This is a genomic window from Niallia endozanthoxylica (genome assembly GCF_008710145.1).
In the GTDB taxonomy this organism is placed as follows: domain Bacteria; phylum Bacillota; class Bacilli; order Bacillales; family Cytobacillaceae; genus Bacillus_BD; species Bacillus_BD endozanthoxylica.
Map to the genome: position 1 here is coordinate 36,207 of NZ_VYKL01000005.1, position 19,678 is coordinate 55,884.

Here is a 19,678-nt window from a genome sequence, read left to right on the forward strand (position 1 = left end):
TTTCTTCTTTATATTTTATAGGTTGAACAATCTCAATAGTGGATTCCTTTGCTTATTTTTATCAACAATCTTCAATTCATCCATTGATAATTTGTCTTGGTTTTCTGAAACCCATTTATCCAATTCTTGTTTCGTACTAAAATGAGTATAGTAGGTTTCCCCGCCTTTTCCGACGGCATTTACGATAAATCTACATGTTTTTCCCATAATAATCTCCTTAGCAAGGAATAATATACATGAATTATAACAAGAAAATATTAAAATTCAATGGTTTTTTTGTTAAGGCTTGTTTGCTGTCGGAAAGGTTAAAATTTATTATTTATTGACCGTTTTATAGCGGAAAAGCTGGAAGAACTAGTTTAAAAGATGTACCTTTACGGAGTTCACTATTTACATGAATGGTCCCATTCATTCCTTTAATGATACTGTAAGAAACCATCATCCCTAAGCCTGTACCTTTTTCTTTCGTTGTAAAATATGGTTCACCAAGACGATTGATTTGTTCTTGTGACATTCCAATACCTTGGTCACAAATATCAATTTTGACTGTATTCTGGAAACCAGACAAGTGAATATGAAGCTTTCCCCCTTTTGACGTCATCGATTCAATTCCGTTCTTCATAATATTGATTAAACATTGTTGGAACTTTTTTCTTTCTCCAATCGTCATAAATGGATTGTGCTCTGGACCGTATATTGTTTGCTCTATTTCAACGCCGTTCATTGTTGCTAAAGGATTAATGACATTGATCGCTTGTTGTATTTCTTCGTTAATATTAATCTTTTCATTTTTTTCTACAGCCGGTTTGGCAAAGGTTAAATAATCATTAATGATATCCGTTGCTCGATCTAATTCTTTTAATGCAATATGAACGAATTCTTTGCTTTTTTCCGGTGAAAGATCTTCAGATAATAATTGCATAAAACCTCTGCTCACTGTTAGTGGATTTCGAACCTCATGTGAAATACTAGCCGCCAAATGGCTAACCATTTGTAATTTTTCTGCCTTAATCAAGTTTTGCAATATACTAGAATACATACGAATGGCTTCCCATAGGATTGTTGCAATAATTATTCCAATGATATTAATGCTATAGTACTCAAAGAGAAACAAGCTTGTTATATGCTCCGAGAAAAAAATAGCTTCCAATACTTGGGATACGGTAATCCCTATGACTAGTATTGTCACTGAAAGTAAAAGCTTTTGTTTTAAATTCAGTTTTAAATAATATTTTGAAAGGACACAAATGGCAATTCCGATAGTGATAATCGCTGCAGACCCTGTATAAAAACCCATCCCTCCCAATACGTAACGGATAAGAAGAACAATACTTAATTGTGCCAACCCTAGTTTATAACCGCCATATAGACCACCTAAAATAAATGGAACATAGCATAAACTCCAAATATTCTCCTCGTCTGAATATACCGGAAATACCATACATAACGCTAAAGAGATAATAGGGAATAAAGCGATTTCCCAACTCTTTACTTCTTTTGAACGGTAAGCATAGGTAGCAATATACAGGATTTGTAATAAACAGAGAGCTAATAGTATAAATAGAAAATTAATAAGCAATTCTTTTGTAACAAGATCCATGTTCGCATCGTTTCCTTATGTTTATGAGTAATATGATAATAAAATAAAAGCAGTTTATGATTTTTGAACAATATAATTCCGAAAAAATAAAAAATGACGTCCTAATGGATGCCATTTTTTATTCTCTTACCTAAGCGCCTTAATTAAATACTAGTTAATTCCTTTTTCAACGCATCTTCAACGTTTGTGTAGCTATAACCTAAATCTTTAGCCACTGCTTCATACGTGATTTCTCCTTTTGCTACATTAACACCACTTTTTAACGCTCCATTTTCAGAAATCGCTTTAAATACACCTTTATTCGCAATTTGTAAAGCATAAGGAACGGTTACATTCGTTAAAGCGATTGTAGACGTTCTTGGAACGGCTCCAGGCATGTTCGCTACTGCATAGTGAATCACACCGTGTTTTTCATAGGTTGGATTATCATGTGTAGTAATGTGATCGATTGTTTCTACCACACCACCTTGGTCAATCGCTACATCTACAACAACGGAACCTGGTTTCATAGCCTTTATCATTTCTTCTGTTACTAGTTTAGGAGCTTTTGCTCCAGGAATTAATACTGCTCCAATCAACAAATCAGATTCAGCTACCGCTTCGGCAATGTTAAATGGATTAGAAATTAACGTTTTAATCTGGTTGCCAAAGATATCATCTAATTGACGTAAGCGCTCTGCACTTAAATCAATAATTGTAACATCTGCGCCTAAACCAATGGCCATCTTTGCAGCGTTTGTTCCAACAACACCGCCGCCAATGATCGTCACTTTACCACGGCTCACACCAGGAACACCTGCAAGAAGGATTCCTTTACCGCCATTGGACTTTTGTAAGAATTGAGAGCCAATTTGTGCAGCCATACGACCAGCTACCTCACTCATTGGCGTAAGAAGTGGAAGAGTGCGGTTAACTGTAACGGTTTCATATGCGATAGCAATAACTCCTTTATCTTTAAGAGCCTGCGCTAAGGCTGGTTCAGCCGCTAAGTGTAAGTAAGTGAATAAAATTAGCCCTTCACGGAAGTAATCGTACTCGCTTGGAAGAGGTTCTTTTACTTTCATAATCATTTCTGCTTGAGCCCATACATCTGCAGCATTTTCAATAATGTCTGCTCCAGCATTAGCGTAGTCCTCATTTGTAAAACCACTTCCAACTCCAGCCTCACTTTCAACAATTACTTTATGTCCAGTATTTACAAAAGATACTACTCCAGCCGGCGTAAGCGCCACACGGTTTTCGTTATTTTTAATTTCTTTAGGTACTCCAATAATCATTTTATTACCTCCTAATTAAGTAACTTTCTATATCTGAAGTATACTCATTCGCTTTTTATACATCATTAGACACTCTGTAAAACACTTACTAGAAGTTAAGCTACATTTTGGTTATTTATGTGACAAACCTTTATATTTTTTTAAAGTTGGCTCTGTTAAACATAGTTGTTGATTTTCGTTCCAGGCACTTCGCTTTCCTGCGGGCGACCGCCGAGCCTCCTCGACACTGCGTGTCTGCGGGGTCTCGACTGCCTCGCTTCTCCCGCGGGAGTCTTCGTACCTTCCACTACAATCAACCTGCTAAAAAAACCAATATTATGCTTTAACAAAGCTTAATAATTAAAAAAACTGCGTGAATAACAGCCCCACTCCCAATAAACAAGCCCGCACCAATTTATAACAGGGTTAATTACCGCCGTCATCATAGCCTCGTATTTCATATTCAAGCCAAAGGTTGAAAGCGCTGAGAAAGAACATACGATTACGAGCAGTTTGGAAAGTTAAAATCAAAAAACTACTCCCCCCTCAAGAAAGAGGGGGGAGTAGTTACGGAAAGAATTGCGGAATCACTCAAAAATATCCCTAGAAAAGATATGATTGACATAGGCCTGCGCGCTTTCTTTAATTTCTTCATCAATAGCGGTATAGGTTCCGTTAAAAATAAAGGCAGGTAAAAACTTCGTACCTATTAAATTACTCGTTGCTTGGAAAGGTTTTAACAGCTCACTCATCGAATATTGGTTTCTGCCGCCAGCTTGATATCTTTCTTTTGCACTGCCCGTTGATACAGCTAAAATTAACTCTTTACCATGCAATTTATCACCTTTTGAACCATATGCCCAATTATGTGTAAGAACCTCATCCAGCCATTTTTTAAGCAGCGGTGGTGAGCTATACCAATAAAATGGGAATTGCCAAACAATCCGATCATGTTCTTCACATAATCTTTGCTCTCTTTCAACATCAATTCTTTCATCTGGATATTCTTTATATAGTTCATTTATGGTTATATTCGGATGCTTCTTTAGTTCTTCCAGCCATGTTCTATTTACAACAGATTCTTCAATATTGGGATGGGCTACAATAACTAAAACTTTCATTTATCTAACCTCCATGAATAAATTTTTTACCGTTCATTTTTACATCAAATCACTTTACTCTATATAAATGCATGAAAATGCCCGTATTAGTCATTTATTCTAATACGGGGGTTTATTTTAAATAGATTACGCTTAATAAAATCCTGATATACAATAATCAATCAACCTTAGATAGAGACTTTCACTTCAGAAAATTTATTAAAGTTATTATATAATTGCGTTCTTGAGTCTTCAATACCAGGCTGAAACTGGATAAGTGCTTTACGTCTCGTTTCCTTCACATTTTCAATCGCTTCTTGAATTTGATGATTCATACGATTGGATAACGTCTTCCGTTCGGCTGCAATCGATAAACCTGCTACTTTTCCTTGTGCCATCGCTACCTTTGCACTTTCCACCCCTGTGATGTTGCCTGCAACGTATAATCCCTTAAGGTTGGTCTGCATCCTTTCATTATGTAAAGGAATGTGTCCTCCTAACTGAGGAATATGCTTAAAAGAGCAGCCAGCAACTGCCGCCAGTTCAGACAGTGGTTGTAGACCGCCTGCAATACAGACAAAATCAACAGGTACTACTTTTTCTGTCCCAGGAACAATCTCACCTGTTGCCGTTATATCTGCTATACGTACACCATCTACTTGAGTATCTCCAAGTATTTCAATTGCAGTTTTCCGAAGTTGAATAGGAATACCCCACATTTTAAATCCATTCTTCGGATACAAACGTGCACCAAGTTTTGGGTTTACCAATTTTCCACCAAAACGTATTAACGGCGATGGAGCTAAGTGTGCTAATCGTAAAAGAGATTCCATGTTTTTCTCCGGGTTAGAAGCATCACCAGAAATAAGACTCGGCTGCGGAAGGATAATTCCTTTAATGTTCACACCGCATAATTGAAGTTCTCTTGCAATCGCTACTGATAATACGTTAACACCAATAATCATCCCGTTCTCGCCAGGTTTCACACGATGTACATTTCCCATTACCTGTGCAGCTCCTACAGACATAACACCAGGAAGAGTCCATCCAGGAATAGGTATAGCAGTCTCGGATGCACCTGTAGCAAGAAGGAGCGATTTAGTCTTGATGATCGATCCCGTCGTATATAAACACCATCCATTGTCTAACTGCACTAAATCATATACGGATACTCCACATTTAATTGTGACTCCGAGTTGAGTAGCACGTTTAAACAGCTTTTCCGCCTCGGTAATTCCGTTCACCCATTTACCATCTGGCTCCTCATGCAGCTGTCCCAATAAGCGTCCGCCAGGCTTGACAAATTCATCTATAATAGTTACTTTTAAGCCATTTTCAGCTGCTGAAATGGCTGCACTTAAACCAGCAGGACCGGCACCGACAATCGCTAAATCAATCATACCTTACCTCCTCCTCGTGATGTAGTTGTATGAGACACATTTGATTCAACGATCATATTGTTTTCAACCGGAGTTAAACAAGCACGAACGGAATTTTGTCCATTTACTCTTACCCGGCATTCAAAACAATGACCAATGTTGCAATAAATTCCCTTTGGTGTACCTCTGTCCTCATGACGACGCAAAGTCCGAACCCCAGAGGCAAGCAAAGCGGAGGCAATGGTATCTCCTTTATATGCTGTGAATTGCTGTCCTTCAAATACAAACGTAATTTTCTCTCTTTGACCCATATTTCCGAGAACAGGGTGCTGATCAACTCTCATAGAATTCATATGTTACTGCCCCCCTAATACGCCAAATGAAACGGGTCTAACTGGAGGACGATAGCTAAGTGATACTTCGTTAGAGACAGAAGGTCCACCCAATTGTTCTACTATTTTATCGATCATACAACGACATGTCCGTCCGCCACATGGCCCCATTCCCGCACGTGTTCTTAATTTTACCTCACGTGCAGAACAATGATACTGCTTAACCGTTTCTTTAATTTCTTGGATTGTTACTTCTTCACATCTGCATATAACGGTTTGGTCTTCGCTCATCACTTTCTCCCCCTTACTTCTAGAATATATATTTAAATAAATCCATAATATGGCTTTTGACTAGTTGCAAAATGAGCCCATCTGATCATGGTAATGAAATCAAATACCGGCAATTTAACCGCTCTCTGTATATCCGCTGCATATGGAGGCAAATCACTACATTCTAATAGAATCGCTCCAATATCAGGATTTTCATTGACCATCTTTACAGCTGCATCTACAACTTCTTTTCTTACCTTTTCATTATCAAAAGATCCTCTGCTCTCAATAATAGCGGAAAATTCAGGTAACCTTCCTAAATCTCTCACTACACAAATACTTGGATCCTCTATCCCACAGCTTTTAAAAAGTTCCGGAGTAATTCCGTGTGCATCTGCTGTTAACATACCAATTTTTTGAGTAGGCTTTAACCCGGTTTTAATCCAAGGTACTTGAACAACACTTGAAAGATAAACTGGAATATCTACAGCTGCTGCCACCTTATCCTGGAAGTTGCCAAAAAATCCGCAGGCTGCACAGATAGCACGTGCGCCTTCTGCTTCAAATTCCTTTGCGGCTTTGATAATATCATCCAGTAATGTAGGATCGCCTACATGAATTCTTTCCTGCGTGCAATTAGGTACCACTTTCAGCCTCACTGGGAAATCATACGTACTTAAATTTGCCACGTTTCCAGGTAATACTGGGTACCAGCATTCATCCAAATAAAGGATTCCTACAGAATATCCCGCTATATACTGACCTTTTTTCATCGTAATGATAGTGCTTTCATTTTCCTTGCCCAAATATCCATACTCCCGTTCATTCGTCGATACTTTAGAACTCAATGTAAATCCTCCTTAAAGTTTCAGAGAATACTTTTGTATTCTCTGAAACTAGTTATAATCTTATATTTTTTATACTAGTGAATTCACTTCATATCCTAACTTTACTAGCTGTTCAGCAATCAATGCTTTTAAATCCTCAGTAGGTTGTGTTAAAGGTTTTCTCACTTTGCCGCCTTTGATACCGATCATGTCCATACCTGCTTTTACCGGACCTGGGTATGGATTGCCTTCCGCTTCCATTAATCCATAAATGCCTGATAGTTTCGCATTCAATTCACGCGCAGCCTCTAAATCACTCTTCTCAACTGCAAGCTTATATAATGATACAAGCTCTTTAGGAAGCAAATTGACAAGGATTCCAAAAGCGCCTTGCCCGCCAATGGAGAATGTAGGAAGAATGAAGTGTTCCTCACCCGTAAATACGGTAAAGTTTTCAACATCTCTCGTTAAAGTTAATACCTGACATAGGTGTCCAAAATCTGCAGATTCCTTAACAGATACAATGTTTTCTTCCTGTGCTAACTCATAAATGAGTTCAGGCGAAAGTTCAACACTTGTTGCTCCCGGATAATTGTAAATCACGATACCAACATTTGATTTTGCAGCGATTTCCTTGAAGAATTCACGGATTCCTTCTTCACTTGTTTTATGATAATACGGAGCAAGTACTAGTCCCCATGTTGCACCACATTCTGCAGCAAAATTCGCAAGTTCAATGGTTTCCTCAGCAGTAACGCAGCCAACACCCGCCATAACAGGTACTCTTCCAGCTGCATATTCGCAACCAGCTTTGATTAAACTTTTACGTTCCTCTACGGACATCACATGGTATTCTCCAGTTGTGCCTCCTACTAGCAGGCCATGAACTCCATTTTCAATTTGAAAGTCAATTACTTTCTTATAAGATTGGAAATCAATTGTTTCATCCTCATTGAATGGTGTAATTAATGGTACGAAAATTCCTTTAGGTGCTGTAGTCATTATTTATTCCTCCTATTATTAACCGATTATTTGTTGGTTTTATTATTTATTAGGCGTGTGCAGCCTGTTTTTTCTTCTTGTATCTAGAAAAATTTAATTTATCAATATTAAAATCTGTTGGTTCACCTGCAATAAGCTGAGCTACCATTCTTCCGGTGATAGGAGACATACTGATTCCATCTCCTTCATGTCCACTAGCAATATAGTAACCCGGAACTTCTTCTACCTCTGACACAATTGGAAGATGATCTTCTACCCATGGTCTGACTCCTGCATAAGCTCTTATACAATTAATCTCTTTTAATATTGGTAAAAAGCGTGTGGCTCTTTCTGCTATGGCATGCATCACTTCAATTTCTGCAGCAATGTCATACCCTTTAAAAGCTCTATGGCCTCCTACTAAATAGTTATGTGCATCAGTAGGTTCAATCGTGAAAGCGACATTATGCTTCTCAACTAGTTCACTAACATTTCTTTTAAATTGAATATCTTCGAATTTTGATAGCATATACCCAAATTCATGAACTTTTTGGTTTACAACCTGTAACGGTGTTTTTTCAGAAATTAATACCATGCCTTTTCTCGGCTTAATCGGAATATGAATGCCGACCATTTCTGCAATTTTTGGCGACCAAACACCCGCACAATTGACAATCCGCTTTGTTTTAAATGATCCACGGTCGGTTACGACACTTTCTACTCTTCCTTTAGCGTCCAGTTTAATCTCTTTTACCGTATGATAATCAAAAACTTGTAATCCTAGCTTTTTTCCTTCTTCCACAAACGCATAGCATAGTTTATATGGGTTCATTGACGAATCGACTTCTGTCCAAATTCCTCCAGCTAAATCATCTGCTAGATAGGGTTCTATCTCTTGTAATTGATTTCTATCGACCATTCGCATATCATAACCATCTTTGGCTTGCTGTGAAACATAATCTTTAGCAATTTGCAGCTCTTGATCCGTTTCACAAACATATAGACTTCCTCGAGAAGAAAATTCAAAATCAACTGAAAATTCTTTTGCCAATTGCTTAAAAAGCTGAATACTTGCATAGCCGATTTCTGTATCAATGCCTGGCTTTTTATCACAAATTAAGGCAACTGCGTCACATCTACTTGATGTTCCTGATGCGACACCGCCTTTTTCAATTAAGGCAACCTCTAAACCTTTTTTCGCTAGGTGATAGGCAACGCTAGAACCGATTACACCAGCACCTATGACAATTACATCAAAGCTATTCATATCTGCACCTCCTCTTGAGTAAAAATCGTTTTTATTACTCTATTTCCCTTCAAAAAAGTCTGATGGTTGAACGTTGAGACTGATGTTGATTTGCTTGGTTAGAAGATATTCTTCAAAACCATAAGTTCCTAAATCAGCCCCAATTCCACTTTGCTTATAGCCAGCCCAAGGAGCTTCATTGAATGTTGGATGATACGTATTGATCCATGTAATACCAGCACGTAAGCCGCGAATCACACGTTGGGCTTTTGCTCCGTCGTTTGTGAAAACGGCACCTGCTAAACCAAACACGGTTCCATTCGCTAATTCAAGCGCTTCCTCTTCTGTCTTAAAGGTTTGAATCACTAACACCGGACCAAAGATCTCTTCCTGAACGATTCTCATATTTGGTGTTGTATCCCCAAAGATGGTCGGTTCAACAAAATAGCCGTTTGCCAAATCACCATCAAGAATACGATTGCCTCCACAAAGTAATGTAGCTCCCTCGTTTTTACCAATCTCGATATAGTTCAGGACTGTATTCATATGGTCTTCAGAAACAAGTGGTCCCATTTCAACGCCTTCTTGCCATCCTGGACCAACTTTAATTTTCTTTGCACGCTTGACTAATTCAGGTACAAACGTATCGTATAGGCTTTCTTCTAACACTAATCGTGAACCTGCTGAACATACTTGTCCTTGGTTTGCAAATATAGCGTCTAATGCATAAGTAACGGCCGTTTCGAAATCCGCATCCGCAAACACGATATTTGGAGATTTTCCACCTAATTCTAAACTAATATTTTTCACGGTATCCGCAGCTGATTTCATTAACATAATTCCTGTATCCGTCCCACCGGTAAAGGAAATTTTGTCAACATCAGGATTTGACACTAATTCGGATCCCACTTTACTTCCAGACCCTAACACTAAATTCACAACACCTGGTGGAAAACCTACTTCATCAATGATTTCAAACAAGCGAATAACAGAAAGTGGTGTCTGCTGGGCTGGTTTGACGATGACTGTACAACCTGCCGCAAGAGCTGCCGCTATTTTTTGGTTGGCCATTACTAATGGATAGTTCCATGGAACGATAATTCCAACCACCCCGATTGCTTCGCGAACAACCATGGCTTGAATGTCATCTGGAACATCGTAGGTTTGTCCATGTGGCTTTGTAGCTAATCCTGCATAATAGCGTAATTGGTTGACCGCATCTTCTACGTCACCCAATGACTCTCTTAACGTTTTTCCGTTATTTAATGTATCAAGGTAAGCAAACTCTTCTTTTCTTTCTTCTAATTTATTGGAGACTTGAAGGAGCAGCTCTGCTCGGTCTCTTGCTCTGCTATTTATCCATCCGTTTTTATAGAATGCATTTTTAGCCGCCTCAATGGCCTTTTTCGCATCCTCTGTTGATCCTTCAGTAACTGTCCCAATGATTTCCCCGTTAGCAGGGTTTATAATGTCTCTCGTTTGACCTGATTCACTTAGTACCCACTCACCATTTATGTACATTTTTTGAGTGGTATTATTGCTTATTAAAACGGATTCAATTTCTGCCTTTTCTACTATCATTGCTGCCACCTCTTTATATAATATTCAAATTATAAAATTAAGAATTTTATAATTACTTGTTGATTACATATTACAAGAGGTCGAAATTTAGTTCATTGGACAATCTGTCAAATATATCATCAAATCTATTTAACACATTTTGTCTAACTCTGTTTTTATTGGTCAAAATGTCTTTTTGTTCGTTAATATGAAATTGTTCGTCATTGAAAAAAAGAGCAGAATCGTCTAAACGATTCTGCCATTTAATTCATCTAATCCGTATTTTAAAATAACTTTAATGTCCACTCCCTATTACCTATGTTATTCTCACTCTATTATCTGTTATTTCGAATCATTACTTCATCAACAGCAGCATATTTCCTTGGTTTCATCATATCAATGATGATATCTGCCACATCATCGGGATGAATATAGGTTTCTTCTCCTTCTCCATCTCCCCAAAGCTCCGTTTTCATATTGCCCATATAGGCCGCAAATAACTTAATGTTTGACTCCTTTAGTTCATCCATTAAACTTTCCGTAAAGCCCCTTACCCCAAATTTACTTGCACTATAAACAGATTCCAATGCTTTTCCCCTTTTGCCTGATAGGGATACAATATTGACAATCGCGCCTTGATCTTTTTGTTTCATATCTTCTAATACGGCTTGCGTACAAAAAATGGTTCCTTTTAAATTAATATCAATCATTCTATCAATCGATTCTAGTGATAGATTTTCCGTTAAATCAAATACACCGACTCCAGCGTTATTAATGAGGAGATCGATTTGACCTACTTCTTCTTTTATTAACCGAAAAACCTTTGTTACTTCATTCATTGAAGAAACATCCACTTCATATATGGAATAGCTATTCTTACATCTATTCGCAGTTTGAATTAATTTTTCTTGAGTTCGCCCTAATAAACATACATGGTAACCTAGATTAGAGTACTTTCTAGCTAATGAAGCACCTAACCCACTTCCTGCACCTGTAATGACAACATTTTGATTCATCATTCCATCTCCTTTTAAATTTTTTATATAGAGAGCATATTTTGTTTTGGAACTTCATGAATGACAATCCAACGATTATATTGATCAATTAAAAATCCAATTCCAAATAAGTACGTCAGCGTTCCAATCCCAAGCCCGGTTACATGCTGTTGAAAAAGGATGATAACCAAACTAATCGATATCGGAATCAACGTACACAGAATGGTTCCGATTGTATAATTTTTCATGAGTCTCCCAAACGCCTTGATCAAATAGTCAGACGGTATGTAAACTGTACTTGTTCGAAAATAAATGCTTACAGCTGCAGCCATCAAATTGAGTCCTATAAATATATATATACAACGAATCCATATACTCTCCGGTACAAATAAGATATGATGGAAGTACAAAAACACATCAATCATGATTCCAAAAACGAGGGTAAGAGCCATACTTTTGATAATGATCCCAACAGTAAATGGAACTTTCATCAAATAACTAAGCATAAACGAAAAAAAGTTTAAAAGAATAATACAGACACCAATGGAAAAAGGGAGTACAGTCGATAAATTCTCCCCAGCAGCTGCCCACGGGGAACTTCCTAGATTTGCTATAATCATAAAACTATTCCCCAGGGCATTTAAAACAATGGAACAAACATACCATAGCTGATTGTCATGTAGTCTTTTCATCCTGGCCTCCTTTCTTTTCATCCATTTATTTAGTTGTCCGAATCAAGGCAGTATTCGCTCGATAAATGATGATTCCCCGCTAGAGTTTGTTCGAATGATCAATATTAGTTAAGCCCCAAAACAACATCCACTTTAGCACACGAATTATCATATTGGGAATTTTTGTTATCAACTGGCTATTTAGTAGTATTTTGCTATGTAATTTATACGACTACATTATTAGAAGCCTGATAAATCAATATTTATTAGGCTTCTAATAATGTTGCAATATATAATTTTTGTTAGGGCACTAAAAGTATATTTTGCACCCTAAAAGAGAACGCGTTATTGACAAAACACCTGCACTTTATGAATCTACTTAATAGGATCTAAAACCAAATATCACTTACTTTATGACCATATGCAATTGGATCTGAGGGATCTATTAAAATAACGAGTTATTAGAAACTGTTATTAAAAAATTGTCCAAAAAGCAGTGCCAAAAACTTTTATTGTTAGCTCTATTACATTTTCCCTTCCTTCGATGCAGCAGCTTGACCAAAATGTACTTGTTCTTTATATTCTCCTTGGTTATAATCATTCTCCCAGAAGTCTGCTCCCTTAATCCCCAGAGCAGTCGGATTAAAGACAGGATCTATTCCTTGTTTTCTTTGACGTTCATAGTCTTTTAACACAATTAAAGCTGTCTTCGTTAGGGAGAAAATGGCTATTGAGTTCACCCAAGCCATTGTACCCATGCCTAAATCTCCCATCGCCCATGCAGTGTCTGCCGTTTTAACCGCACCATAGAAAGCAGTCCCTAACATAAACACTTTTAATAAATGATTTAACCAGTTAGAATTTAGTTTAGTGTTTTTAAACAAGAATACAAGGTTTGTCTCAGCTTTGTAATAGTATGAAACAATCGTTGTAAAACAGAAGAATAATAGAGCAATCGCTAGAAAGGCTGCTCCGAAACCAGGGATAACGGATTCAATCGCATGCTGCGTGTAAAGAGATGGTTCAACATCTCCAACATTATTCACAATCGGATCCATTCCCTCAGGTTGTACATTATACATACCCGTTATCAAAATCATAAAGGCTGTTGCCGAGCAGATCACTAAAGTATCAATATAAACTGAGAAGGCCTGGACTAATCCTTGTTTCGCAGGATGAGATACTTCTGCTGCACCGGATTCAAATGTCTCACTCCCCATGCCGGCAGCATTTGAATAAACCCCTCTTTGAACTCCCCAGGCAATGGCTGAACCAAGTAATCCTCCAAAAGTAGCGTTTAAATCAAAAGCACTTGTAAAAATGAGAGAGATAACACCTGGTATTTGTGATGCATTTAAGACAAGGACGATGATACAAACGGCAAGATAGCCAATCGCCATAAATGGAACCATTACTTCAGCTGCCTTAGCAATTCTTTTAACCCCTCCAAAAATAATGATTGCTAAGAGAACTACGATGATAGCTCCAGTGATCGCCGGTGAAATACCGAAAGCATTATCCATTGCTAATGCCATTGTATTGGTTTGGATACTTGGCCACAAACAACTCATGACAAACAAAGTTAAGATTGCTGAAAAAATGGCAAACCATTTGACCTTTAACCCTTTTTCAATGTAAAAGGGAGTTCCCCCTCTGTATTCACCATTTATTTTACTTTTATAAACTTGTGTAAGCGTAATTTCGATAAATGAAGTGGAAGATGCTAAAAATGCTGTCACCCACATCCAGAAAACAGCTCCTGGACCACCTAATGCAATCGCAGTTGCAACACCCGCTATATTCCCAGTTCCTACCCGACTTCCTAGTGACATCGTTAATGCCTGAAAAGAGGAAACTCCTGTATCAGAGTCTTTTCTTTCAAAAGTAAGTTTAATCATCTCTTTAAAAAACCTTACTTGAACAAATCGTGTAAGAATTGTGTATAGTAATCCAATTCCAAGAATTAAATATACGAGTGCTGAACTCCATATATATCCATTTAACCAATTGACTATTTCACCCATTCCTGAATTCCCCCTAATTATTTTTTAGTCAGTTATGATTTGTTCTACAAGATGTCAAAAACAAATGATTTAGATGAATACTCTTTCTACCTCCCCGTTTTTTGAGCGTCTTTCAACCTCAATTTGAAAGCACTTTCAATCTCCTTTGAAAATAAAACCAAGCATTCTACAAAGCATAAATAAATTGACTTTCTCAAGATGATTAGTAAACTTAATAAACATTGAAAAAGTTATTTATGTTTTGTAGAAAATTGGTTATTAATTGATATATTGAATTTAAAGTAAATTCTGAATATTAACATTAGACAAACTGTTAAATCTTCATGATTAAGTATTTTACATTGATAAAACCCAAGTAAATAATGATAAAATCAAAAAAGAGCAGAACTTTTTAAAAGGTCTACTCTTTATATTAGAATAACTTCAAAATATTATAGTGATTGGGTTTTTTCTTCTTTTGAAGGATAATAATTGATTTGCGCATATTCTTTTTCCTTGGTTTCTCTCTGCTGGTATTCTTCTTCCCAGAAGTCAGCTCCCTTAATTCCTAGTTTAGTAGGATTAAAGACAGGATCAATCCCGACCTTTTTCTGCCTTTCATAATCTTTTAATACTTTTAATGCAGGTTTTGTTAATAATAAAATTGCCGCGAAGTTTAACCAAGTCATTACCCCAAATCCTAAATCACCCAGTCCCCATGCAAATTCCGCCGAATTCGTACAATTGTAGAAAACACCAACTAATAGTGCAACTTTTAAAACCGTTAATGGCCAAGTTACTTTTACTTTTCTATTACGATTAATATAAGCAAGACTGGTTTCAGCCTTATAAGAATAGGTAATGAGACTTGTAAACGCAAAGAAGAAAATAGAAATGGCTACAAAAGGAGCACCTAATCCAGGTAAAACGGATTCTACTGCCAGTTGTGCGTTAACTGCCCCTGCTTCAACCTTACCTATATTATTTACAAGACTTTCGCCACTTGGAGATTCTACATTATACATACCTGTAACTAAAATCATGAACGCTGTTGCAGAACAAAGGATTAACGTGACTATATATACTGAGAATGCTTGTACCAAGCCTTGTTTAGCAGGATGAGATACTTCTGCAGCTCCTGATTCAAACGTTTCACTCCCGAATCCTGCCGCATTAGAAAAGGCCCCTCGCTGCACCCCCCAAGCAATGGCCGAACCAATTAAGCCGCCAAAGGTTGCATGAGTACTGAATGCACTTGAAAAAATAAGGGAAATAACACTAGGTAATTGTGAAAAATTAGTGAGTAGTATGTAGAGACAAACGAGTATATACCCAATCGCCATAAACGGTACGATGATTTCGGCAGCTTTCGCAATTCTCCTAATTCCGCCAAAAATAACAACACTAAGTAAAAGAACAAGTATGCCTCCAGTAATGACAGGAGAAATACCGAAAGCGCTTTTCATTGAGATGGCAATGGTATTTACTTGTATACCAGGTACAAGAATGGTCATTGAAATCATTGTAATAATGGCAAACAAAACAGCGTACCATTCTAATTTTAGACCCTTACCAATATAATACGGGGTTCCCCCTCGATATTGACCATCTTGTTTACTCTTATAAACCTGCGCAAGTGTTGTTTCAACAAAGGAAGTACTAGCAGAAAAAAGTGCCATTACCCACATCCAAAATACCGCGCCTGGTCCACCCAAAGTGATGGCCGTTGCTACGCCCGCAATATTACCAATACCCACTCTGCTTCCAATTGACATAGATATTGCCTGAAAAGACGATACCCCTTCTGCCGAACTATTTCCACTAAATGTTAACTTGATCATGTCCTTTAGCAGCCTTATTTGAAAAAAGCGTGTAGCAATACTATAAAATAGCCCCACTCCAATAATAAGATAAACCAATGCTGAACTCCACACGACACTATTTAACCAATTAATTATTTCATTCATCAAATTCCTCCTTGATAAGAGTGCACTATCACCATAATATTAATAATATTCTGATATTTTATCTTATTACTCTATATTTCCCTATAATCTTACATAATGATCCCATGGTAGTTGTGATCTAACCTCTTATCTCCTCCAGTTCATACATTCTATTGAATATTTTTCGGTATACGATATTTCTAGAAATTTTCTAAAATAGATGATTGAATCGCTTCCCTTTATCTAAAAATAATATATTTTCCGAACACTATCATTAGACATATTGTTAAACATTCATAACGATTACTTTTACATTAAAACCATTAAAAAAGGAGCAGATTGCTTCTAAACGTCTGCTCAATCTGAATCTATTATTATTTTAAAAATAGCAGCTAGCTAAAGTGATATAGTTTTTTCAACTGTTTCTATAGCTAGTTGTGCATTACTAGAGCCTGCTTCGGTCTCACCTATATTATTTAAAATAACCATTCCATCTGGTGATTCTACATTATACATACCTGTAATTAAAATTATGAATGCTGTTGCAGAACAAATGACCAATGTATCAATATCTACCGAGAACGCCTGCACCAATCCTTGTTAAATATTGTTAACTACTACTTTTACATTAAGTTTATGTAAATTAGACGACCCTTTAGATAAAAAAGAGTAGGGCGACCATTTACGCGGCCACTCTACTCTTTTACTGTTCTTGATTCTTAATACAATTATTCTGTTCTATGTTTTTATATTCCTTTTCCCAATAATCAGCATCTGCAATACCTAATTCAACAGGATCAAATACCGGATTTTTTCCCTTTTTCTTCTGAATCTCATAATCTTTTAATAGTTTAAACGCTTTCTTTGATAGGAACAAAATAACGATGATATTGATCCAACCCATACTTCCTATTCCTAGATCACCTAATCCCCACCCAATTTCAGCCGTGTTAACACTGCCATAGTAAACAGCACCTAATACGAGTAACCCTAATATATTTCTCATCCAGATTTTCTTCTTTTCCCCTAGAATATAAGCAAGACAGGTTTCTGCGCTGTAATAATAGGCAACTATTGTCGTAAAGGCAAAGAATAATACAGCTATCGCAATAAAAGGAGAACCAAAGCCTGGTAATACAGACTCAATGGCTCTTTGAGTATAAACGGCACCTGGTTCGACATCCCCTAGATTCGTTATTAGAGGTGTTGTTCCATTGGGAATAATATCGTACATTCCTGTAATAAGAATCATAAAACCAGTAGCTGAACAAACTATTAACGTATCCACATAAACGGCAAAAGATTGAACTAATCCTTGCTTTGCAGGGTGGGACACTTCTACCGCTGCTGCTCCGAAAATTTCACTTCCTACACCAGCTGCATTTGAATATAGACCTCTTTGGATTCCCCAAGAAATGGCATAGCCTATCATGGCACCGTATGTTGCATCCATACCTAAAGCACTTCTAATGATTAGCACAAACATCTGCGGGATTTCAGAAACATTTGCCCCCAAAACAATAAAACAAACTACTATATATCCGATTGCCATAAAGGGAACAATAATCTCTGCAAATTTAGCAATTCGTGTCACACCGCCAAAAATAATAGCCGCCAAAACAAGTACCAATATTCCACCTGTTATGGAAGGTTGAATCCCGAATGCATTTTCAATTCCAGCAGTAACCGTGTTTGCCTGTAAGGGAGGTAAGAGGATTCCTTGTGCAATGACGGTAACCGCAGCATATAATACTGCCAGCCATCTTAACTTCAACCCTTTTTCAATATAAAATGGAGGCCCTCCACGTAATTCCCCCATGTCTTTTTCCTTATATACCTGCGCAAGCGTTGTTTCAACAAATGATGTGGCAGCTCCAAAAAATGCCATGACCCACATCCAAAAAAGAGCACCTGGTCCCCCGTACGCAATGGCTGCTGCAACACCCGCGATATTCCCTATCCCGACTCTGCTGGCAAGCGTCATCGTTAATCCTTGAAATGCAGATACTTCGGATTTAGAATCACCTTTTTCAAAAATTAAACTTCTTATATCCTTAAGATGCCTTAGCTGGGGAAAACGAGTAGCAATAGAAAAAAACAATCCTGCTGCAAGAAAAAGAAAAACAAGTGCAGTACACCATACGATTCCATTTAACCCATTTATTATTTCCTGCATGCCTAACTCCATCCCCGATTTAGAGTTCTTTTTTAAGTTCTCTAATCATTATGTAATATCATATATTGGTATTATGAACGATTCATTATATATATTGAATAGATAAATGTTGGAAGCCTATACAAAACAATCAAGATTTTTCTAAGTTAAGTAATAAACTCAAAAAAAAGAAAACGGCATCTTCCCAAAAAAGAATGATAACCGTAATCAGTAGTTAAGATGGTATTTATTTGGAAAGACATTTAAGCGACTGACTTAGGGGTAGTAATAATCGCTAAGAATATAGCTGACATTCCTCCTGCCAGCTTTCCAACTATCATAGCAAATACCATTTCCTTATTCACCCCTGCCACAAAACCCAAATGGCTTCCAAAAACAAAAGCACCGCTGACAGCAAAGGCGATATTGACCACCTTTCCTCTTGGATCCATATTCTTTAGCATAGTAAGCATAGGAATATGATGGGCAAGTGAAGCGACAAGACCTGTTGTAGCCGTACTATTTATTCCGAAAAAATTGCCCAATTTCCCTAAATGTTTATGAAACATTTTCGTTATGAACGCCACCATTGGAAAGGCTCCAGCAAGGACAATCGCAATCATCCCCACTATTTGTATCCCTTCCGATATGGGCGTCATATGAGGGATAATGATCAACCCTGTTAATGTCTCAATAATAATAGCTGTAAGACTTAAAATAGCTAAGATTTCAATACCCTTACCAAAGAAATGAAATCCTTTAATCATCTTATCTGCTGCTTTCCAAAGGCCTATCGCAATGACGACCGAAAAGATGGTAGTCGGAATAAGGTTGGCTATGATGATGTTTAAACTTATATTGGCCACGATTCCGCCAACAAAACAACCAAAGGGAACTGTAATAATACCTAACAGAATCCCTTTCGCAAAGTATGGATAATCTTCCTTTTCAATGATCCCTAAGGCAACGGGGATGGTAAAGACAATCGTTGGTCCCATCATAGTCCCTAAAAATACCCAAGAAAACAGCTCTGCTTCAGGACTCAACGCCATTTCCTTTGCTAATGCATATCCCCCCATATCCAAGGCTAATATTGTGTTAGCAAACGATGACGGATCAGCACCCATAAGAGCATAGATGGGTGCAATGACAGGAATTAACAAACCAGCTAGAACAGGAGCTAAGGATATAACGCCAACCATTGACAGCGTTAATGTCCCCATCGCCATGAAACCCTCACTAAATTTTTGGCCTAAGCCCATACGGTTCCCTATACATTTGTCGATAGCCCCTAAACAAAGAAAAAACACCATGATATAAACGATTATGTCATTGATTCCCATAGAAAACTCTTCCC

The 19,678-nt window shown here is 37.4% G+C and carries 18 protein-coding genes; all 18 read right to left on the reverse strand.

Annotation, left to right across the window (positions count from 1 at the left end):
• Positions 1 to 15: 15 nt before the first annotated feature.
• The 18 genes from F4V44_RS01555 to eutH all read right to left on the reverse strand — a co-directional run bounded on the left by F4V44_RS01555 (position 16) and on the right by eutH (position 19,664).
• The gene (locus F4V44_RS01555) at positions 16 to 207 is read right to left on the reverse strand and encodes a hypothetical protein (protein WP_150438227.1); all 192 of its coding nucleotides are present in this window, start codon (positions 205 to 207) and stop codon (positions 16 to 18) included.
• Positions 208 to 331: 124 nt separating this feature from the next.
• Positions 332 to 1,600, reverse strand: a complete 1,269-nt coding sequence (locus F4V44_RS01560; protein ID WP_150438228.1) for a sensor histidine kinase — start codon at positions 1,598 to 1,600, stop codon at positions 332 to 334.
• A 143-nt stretch (positions 1,601 to 1,743) separates the two neighbouring features.
• Positions 1,744 to 2,877, reverse strand: a complete 1,134-nt coding sequence (gene ald, locus F4V44_RS01565; protein ID WP_150438229.1) for an alanine dehydrogenase — start codon at positions 2,875 to 2,877, stop codon at positions 1,744 to 1,746.
• Positions 2,878 to 3,443: 566 nt separating this feature from the next.
• Positions 3,444 to 3,977 carry an NAD(P)H-dependent oxidoreductase gene (locus tag F4V44_RS01575; protein ID WP_150438230.1) on the reverse strand — a complete coding sequence of 178 codons (534 nt, stop codon included), beginning with the start codon at positions 3,975 to 3,977 and terminating at the stop codon, positions 3,444 to 3,446.
• A 167-nt stretch (positions 3,978 to 4,144) separates the two neighbouring features.
• Positions 4,145 to 5,356 (reverse strand): NAD(P)/FAD-dependent oxidoreductase, encoded by a 1,212-nt coding sequence (locus F4V44_RS01580; protein WP_150438231.1) that lies wholly within the window; start codon positions 5,354 to 5,356, stop codon positions 4,145 to 4,147.
• A complete protein-coding gene (locus F4V44_RS01585) occupies positions 5,353 to 5,679 on the reverse strand; it encodes a (2Fe-2S)-binding protein (RefSeq protein ID WP_396897468.1) in 327 nt (108 codons plus the stop codon). The genes F4V44_RS01580 and F4V44_RS01585 overlap by 4 nt, the downstream gene beginning before the upstream one ends.
• A gap of 12 nt (positions 5,680 to 5,691) precedes the next feature.
• Positions 5,692 to 5,958: a (2Fe-2S)-binding protein gene (locus tag F4V44_RS01590; protein ID WP_150438233.1), complete on the reverse strand. Its 267-nt coding sequence runs from the start codon at positions 5,956 to 5,958 to the stop codon at positions 5,692 to 5,694.
• A 32-nt stretch (positions 5,959 to 5,990) separates the two neighbouring features.
• The gene (locus F4V44_RS01595; protein ID WP_150438234.1) at positions 5,991 to 6,785 is read right to left on the reverse strand and encodes an aspartate/glutamate racemase family protein; all 795 of its coding nucleotides are present in this window, start codon (positions 6,783 to 6,785) and stop codon (positions 5,991 to 5,993) included.
• A gap of 69 nt (positions 6,786 to 6,854) precedes the next feature.
• A complete protein-coding gene (dapA, locus tag F4V44_RS01600; RefSeq protein ID WP_150438235.1) occupies positions 6,855 to 7,766 on the reverse strand; it encodes a 4-hydroxy-tetrahydrodipicolinate synthase in 912 nt (303 codons plus the stop codon).
• A gap of 49 nt (positions 7,767 to 7,815) precedes the next feature.
• Positions 7,816 to 9,012, reverse strand: a complete 1,197-nt coding sequence (locus F4V44_RS01605; protein WP_150438236.1) for an NAD(P)/FAD-dependent oxidoreductase — start codon at positions 9,010 to 9,012, stop codon at positions 7,816 to 7,818.
• Positions 9,013 to 9,051: 39 nt separating this feature from the next.
• Complete coding sequence (locus F4V44_RS01610; RefSeq protein WP_150438237.1) at positions 9,052 to 10,572, reverse strand: aldehyde dehydrogenase family protein; 1,521 nt, start codon at positions 10,570 to 10,572, stop codon at positions 9,052 to 9,054.
• Positions 10,573 to 10,886: 314 nt separating this feature from the next.
• Positions 10,887 to 11,570: an SDR family oxidoreductase gene (locus F4V44_RS01615; protein ID WP_150438238.1), complete on the reverse strand. Its 684-nt coding sequence runs from the start codon at positions 11,568 to 11,570 to the stop codon at positions 10,887 to 10,889.
• A 20-nt stretch (positions 11,571 to 11,590) separates the two neighbouring features.
• The gene (locus tag F4V44_RS01620) at positions 11,591 to 12,238 is read right to left on the reverse strand and encodes a hypothetical protein (protein WP_150438239.1); all 648 of its coding nucleotides are present in this window, start codon (positions 12,236 to 12,238) and stop codon (positions 11,591 to 11,593) included.
• A 503-nt stretch (positions 12,239 to 12,741) separates the two neighbouring features.
• Positions 12,742 to 14,241: an alanine/glycine:cation symporter family protein gene (locus F4V44_RS01625; RefSeq protein ID WP_150438240.1), complete on the reverse strand. Its 1,500-nt coding sequence runs from the start codon at positions 14,239 to 14,241 to the stop codon at positions 12,742 to 12,744.
• Between the two features lie 431 nt (positions 14,242 to 14,672).
• The gene (locus F4V44_RS01630) at positions 14,673 to 16,187 is read right to left on the reverse strand and encodes an alanine/glycine:cation symporter family protein (RefSeq protein WP_150438241.1); all 1,515 of its coding nucleotides are present in this window, start codon (positions 16,185 to 16,187) and stop codon (positions 14,673 to 14,675) included.
• Between the two features lie 375 nt (positions 16,188 to 16,562).
• On the reverse strand, positions 16,563 to 16,757 hold the full coding sequence (locus F4V44_RS01635) for an alanine:cation symporter family protein (protein ID WP_223881751.1): 195 nt from the start codon (positions 16,755 to 16,757) through the stop codon (positions 16,563 to 16,565).
• Positions 16,758 to 16,869: 112 nt separating this feature from the next.
• A complete protein-coding gene (locus F4V44_RS01640) occupies positions 16,870 to 18,342 on the reverse strand; it encodes an alanine/glycine:cation symporter family protein (protein ID WP_150438243.1) in 1,473 nt (490 codons plus the stop codon).
• A 242-nt stretch (positions 18,343 to 18,584) separates the two neighbouring features.
• Positions 18,585 to 19,664, reverse strand: coding sequence for an ethanolamine utilization protein EutH (gene eutH / locus F4V44_RS01645; RefSeq protein WP_150438244.1), 1,080 nt, complete (start codon positions 19,662 to 19,664; stop codon positions 18,585 to 18,587).
• Positions 19,665 to 19,678 lie beyond the last annotated feature (14 nt).

Bases quoted from the DNA above. Each gene is read 5' to 3' on its own strand.
- F4V44_RS01555 (WP_150438227.1), bottom strand. From the start codon at position 207: ATGGGAAAAACATGTAGATTTATCGTAAATGCCGTCGGAAAAGGCGGG.
- F4V44_RS01560 (WP_150438228.1), bottom strand. From the start codon at position 1,600: ATGGATCTTGTTACAAAAGAATTGCTTATTAATTTTCTATTTATACTA.
- ald (WP_150438229.1), bottom strand. From the start codon at position 2,877: ATGATTATTGGAGTACCTAAAGAAATTAAAAATAACGAAAACCGTGTG.
- F4V44_RS01575 (WP_150438230.1), bottom strand. From the start codon at position 3,977: ATGAAAGTTTTAGTTATTGTAGCCCATCCCAATATTGAAGAATCTGTT.
- F4V44_RS01580 (WP_150438231.1), bottom strand. From the start codon at position 5,356: ATGATTGATTTAGCGATTGTCGGTGCCGGTCCTGCTGGTTTAAGTGCA.
- F4V44_RS01585 (WP_396897468.1), bottom strand. From the start codon at position 5,679: ATGAGAGTTGATCAGCACCCTGTTCTCGGAAATATGGGTCAAAGAGAG.
- F4V44_RS01590 (WP_150438233.1), bottom strand. From the start codon at position 5,958: ATGAGCGAAGACCAAACCGTTATATGCAGATGTGAAGAAGTAACAATC.
- dapA (WP_150438235.1), bottom strand. From the start codon at position 7,766: ATGACTACAGCACCTAAAGGAATTTTCGTACCATTAATTACACCATTC.
- F4V44_RS01605 (WP_150438236.1), bottom strand. From the start codon at position 9,012: ATGAATAGCTTTGATGTAATTGTCATAGGTGCTGGTGTAATCGGTTCT.
- F4V44_RS01610 (WP_150438237.1), bottom strand. From the start codon at position 10,572: ATGATAGTAGAAAAGGCAGAAATTGAATCCGTTTTAATAAGCAATAAT.
- F4V44_RS01615 (WP_150438238.1), bottom strand. From the start codon at position 11,570: ATGATGAATCAAAATGTTGTCATTACAGGTGCAGGAAGTGGGTTAGGT.
- F4V44_RS01620 (WP_150438239.1), bottom strand. From the start codon at position 12,238: ATGAAAAGACTACATGACAATCAGCTATGGTATGTTTGTTCCATTGTT.
- F4V44_RS01625 (WP_150438240.1), bottom strand. From the start codon at position 14,241: ATGGGTGAAATAGTCAATTGGTTAAATGGATATATATGGAGTTCAGCA.
- F4V44_RS01630 (WP_150438241.1), bottom strand. From the start codon at position 16,187: ATGAATGAAATAATTAATTGGTTAAATAGTGTCGTGTGGAGTTCAGCA.
- F4V44_RS01640 (WP_150438243.1), bottom strand. From the start codon at position 18,342: ATGCAGGAAATAATAAATGGGTTAAATGGAATCGTATGGTGTACTGCA.
- eutH (WP_150438244.1), bottom strand. From the start codon at position 19,664: ATGGGAATCAATGACATAATCGTTTATATCATGGTGTTTTTTCTTTGT.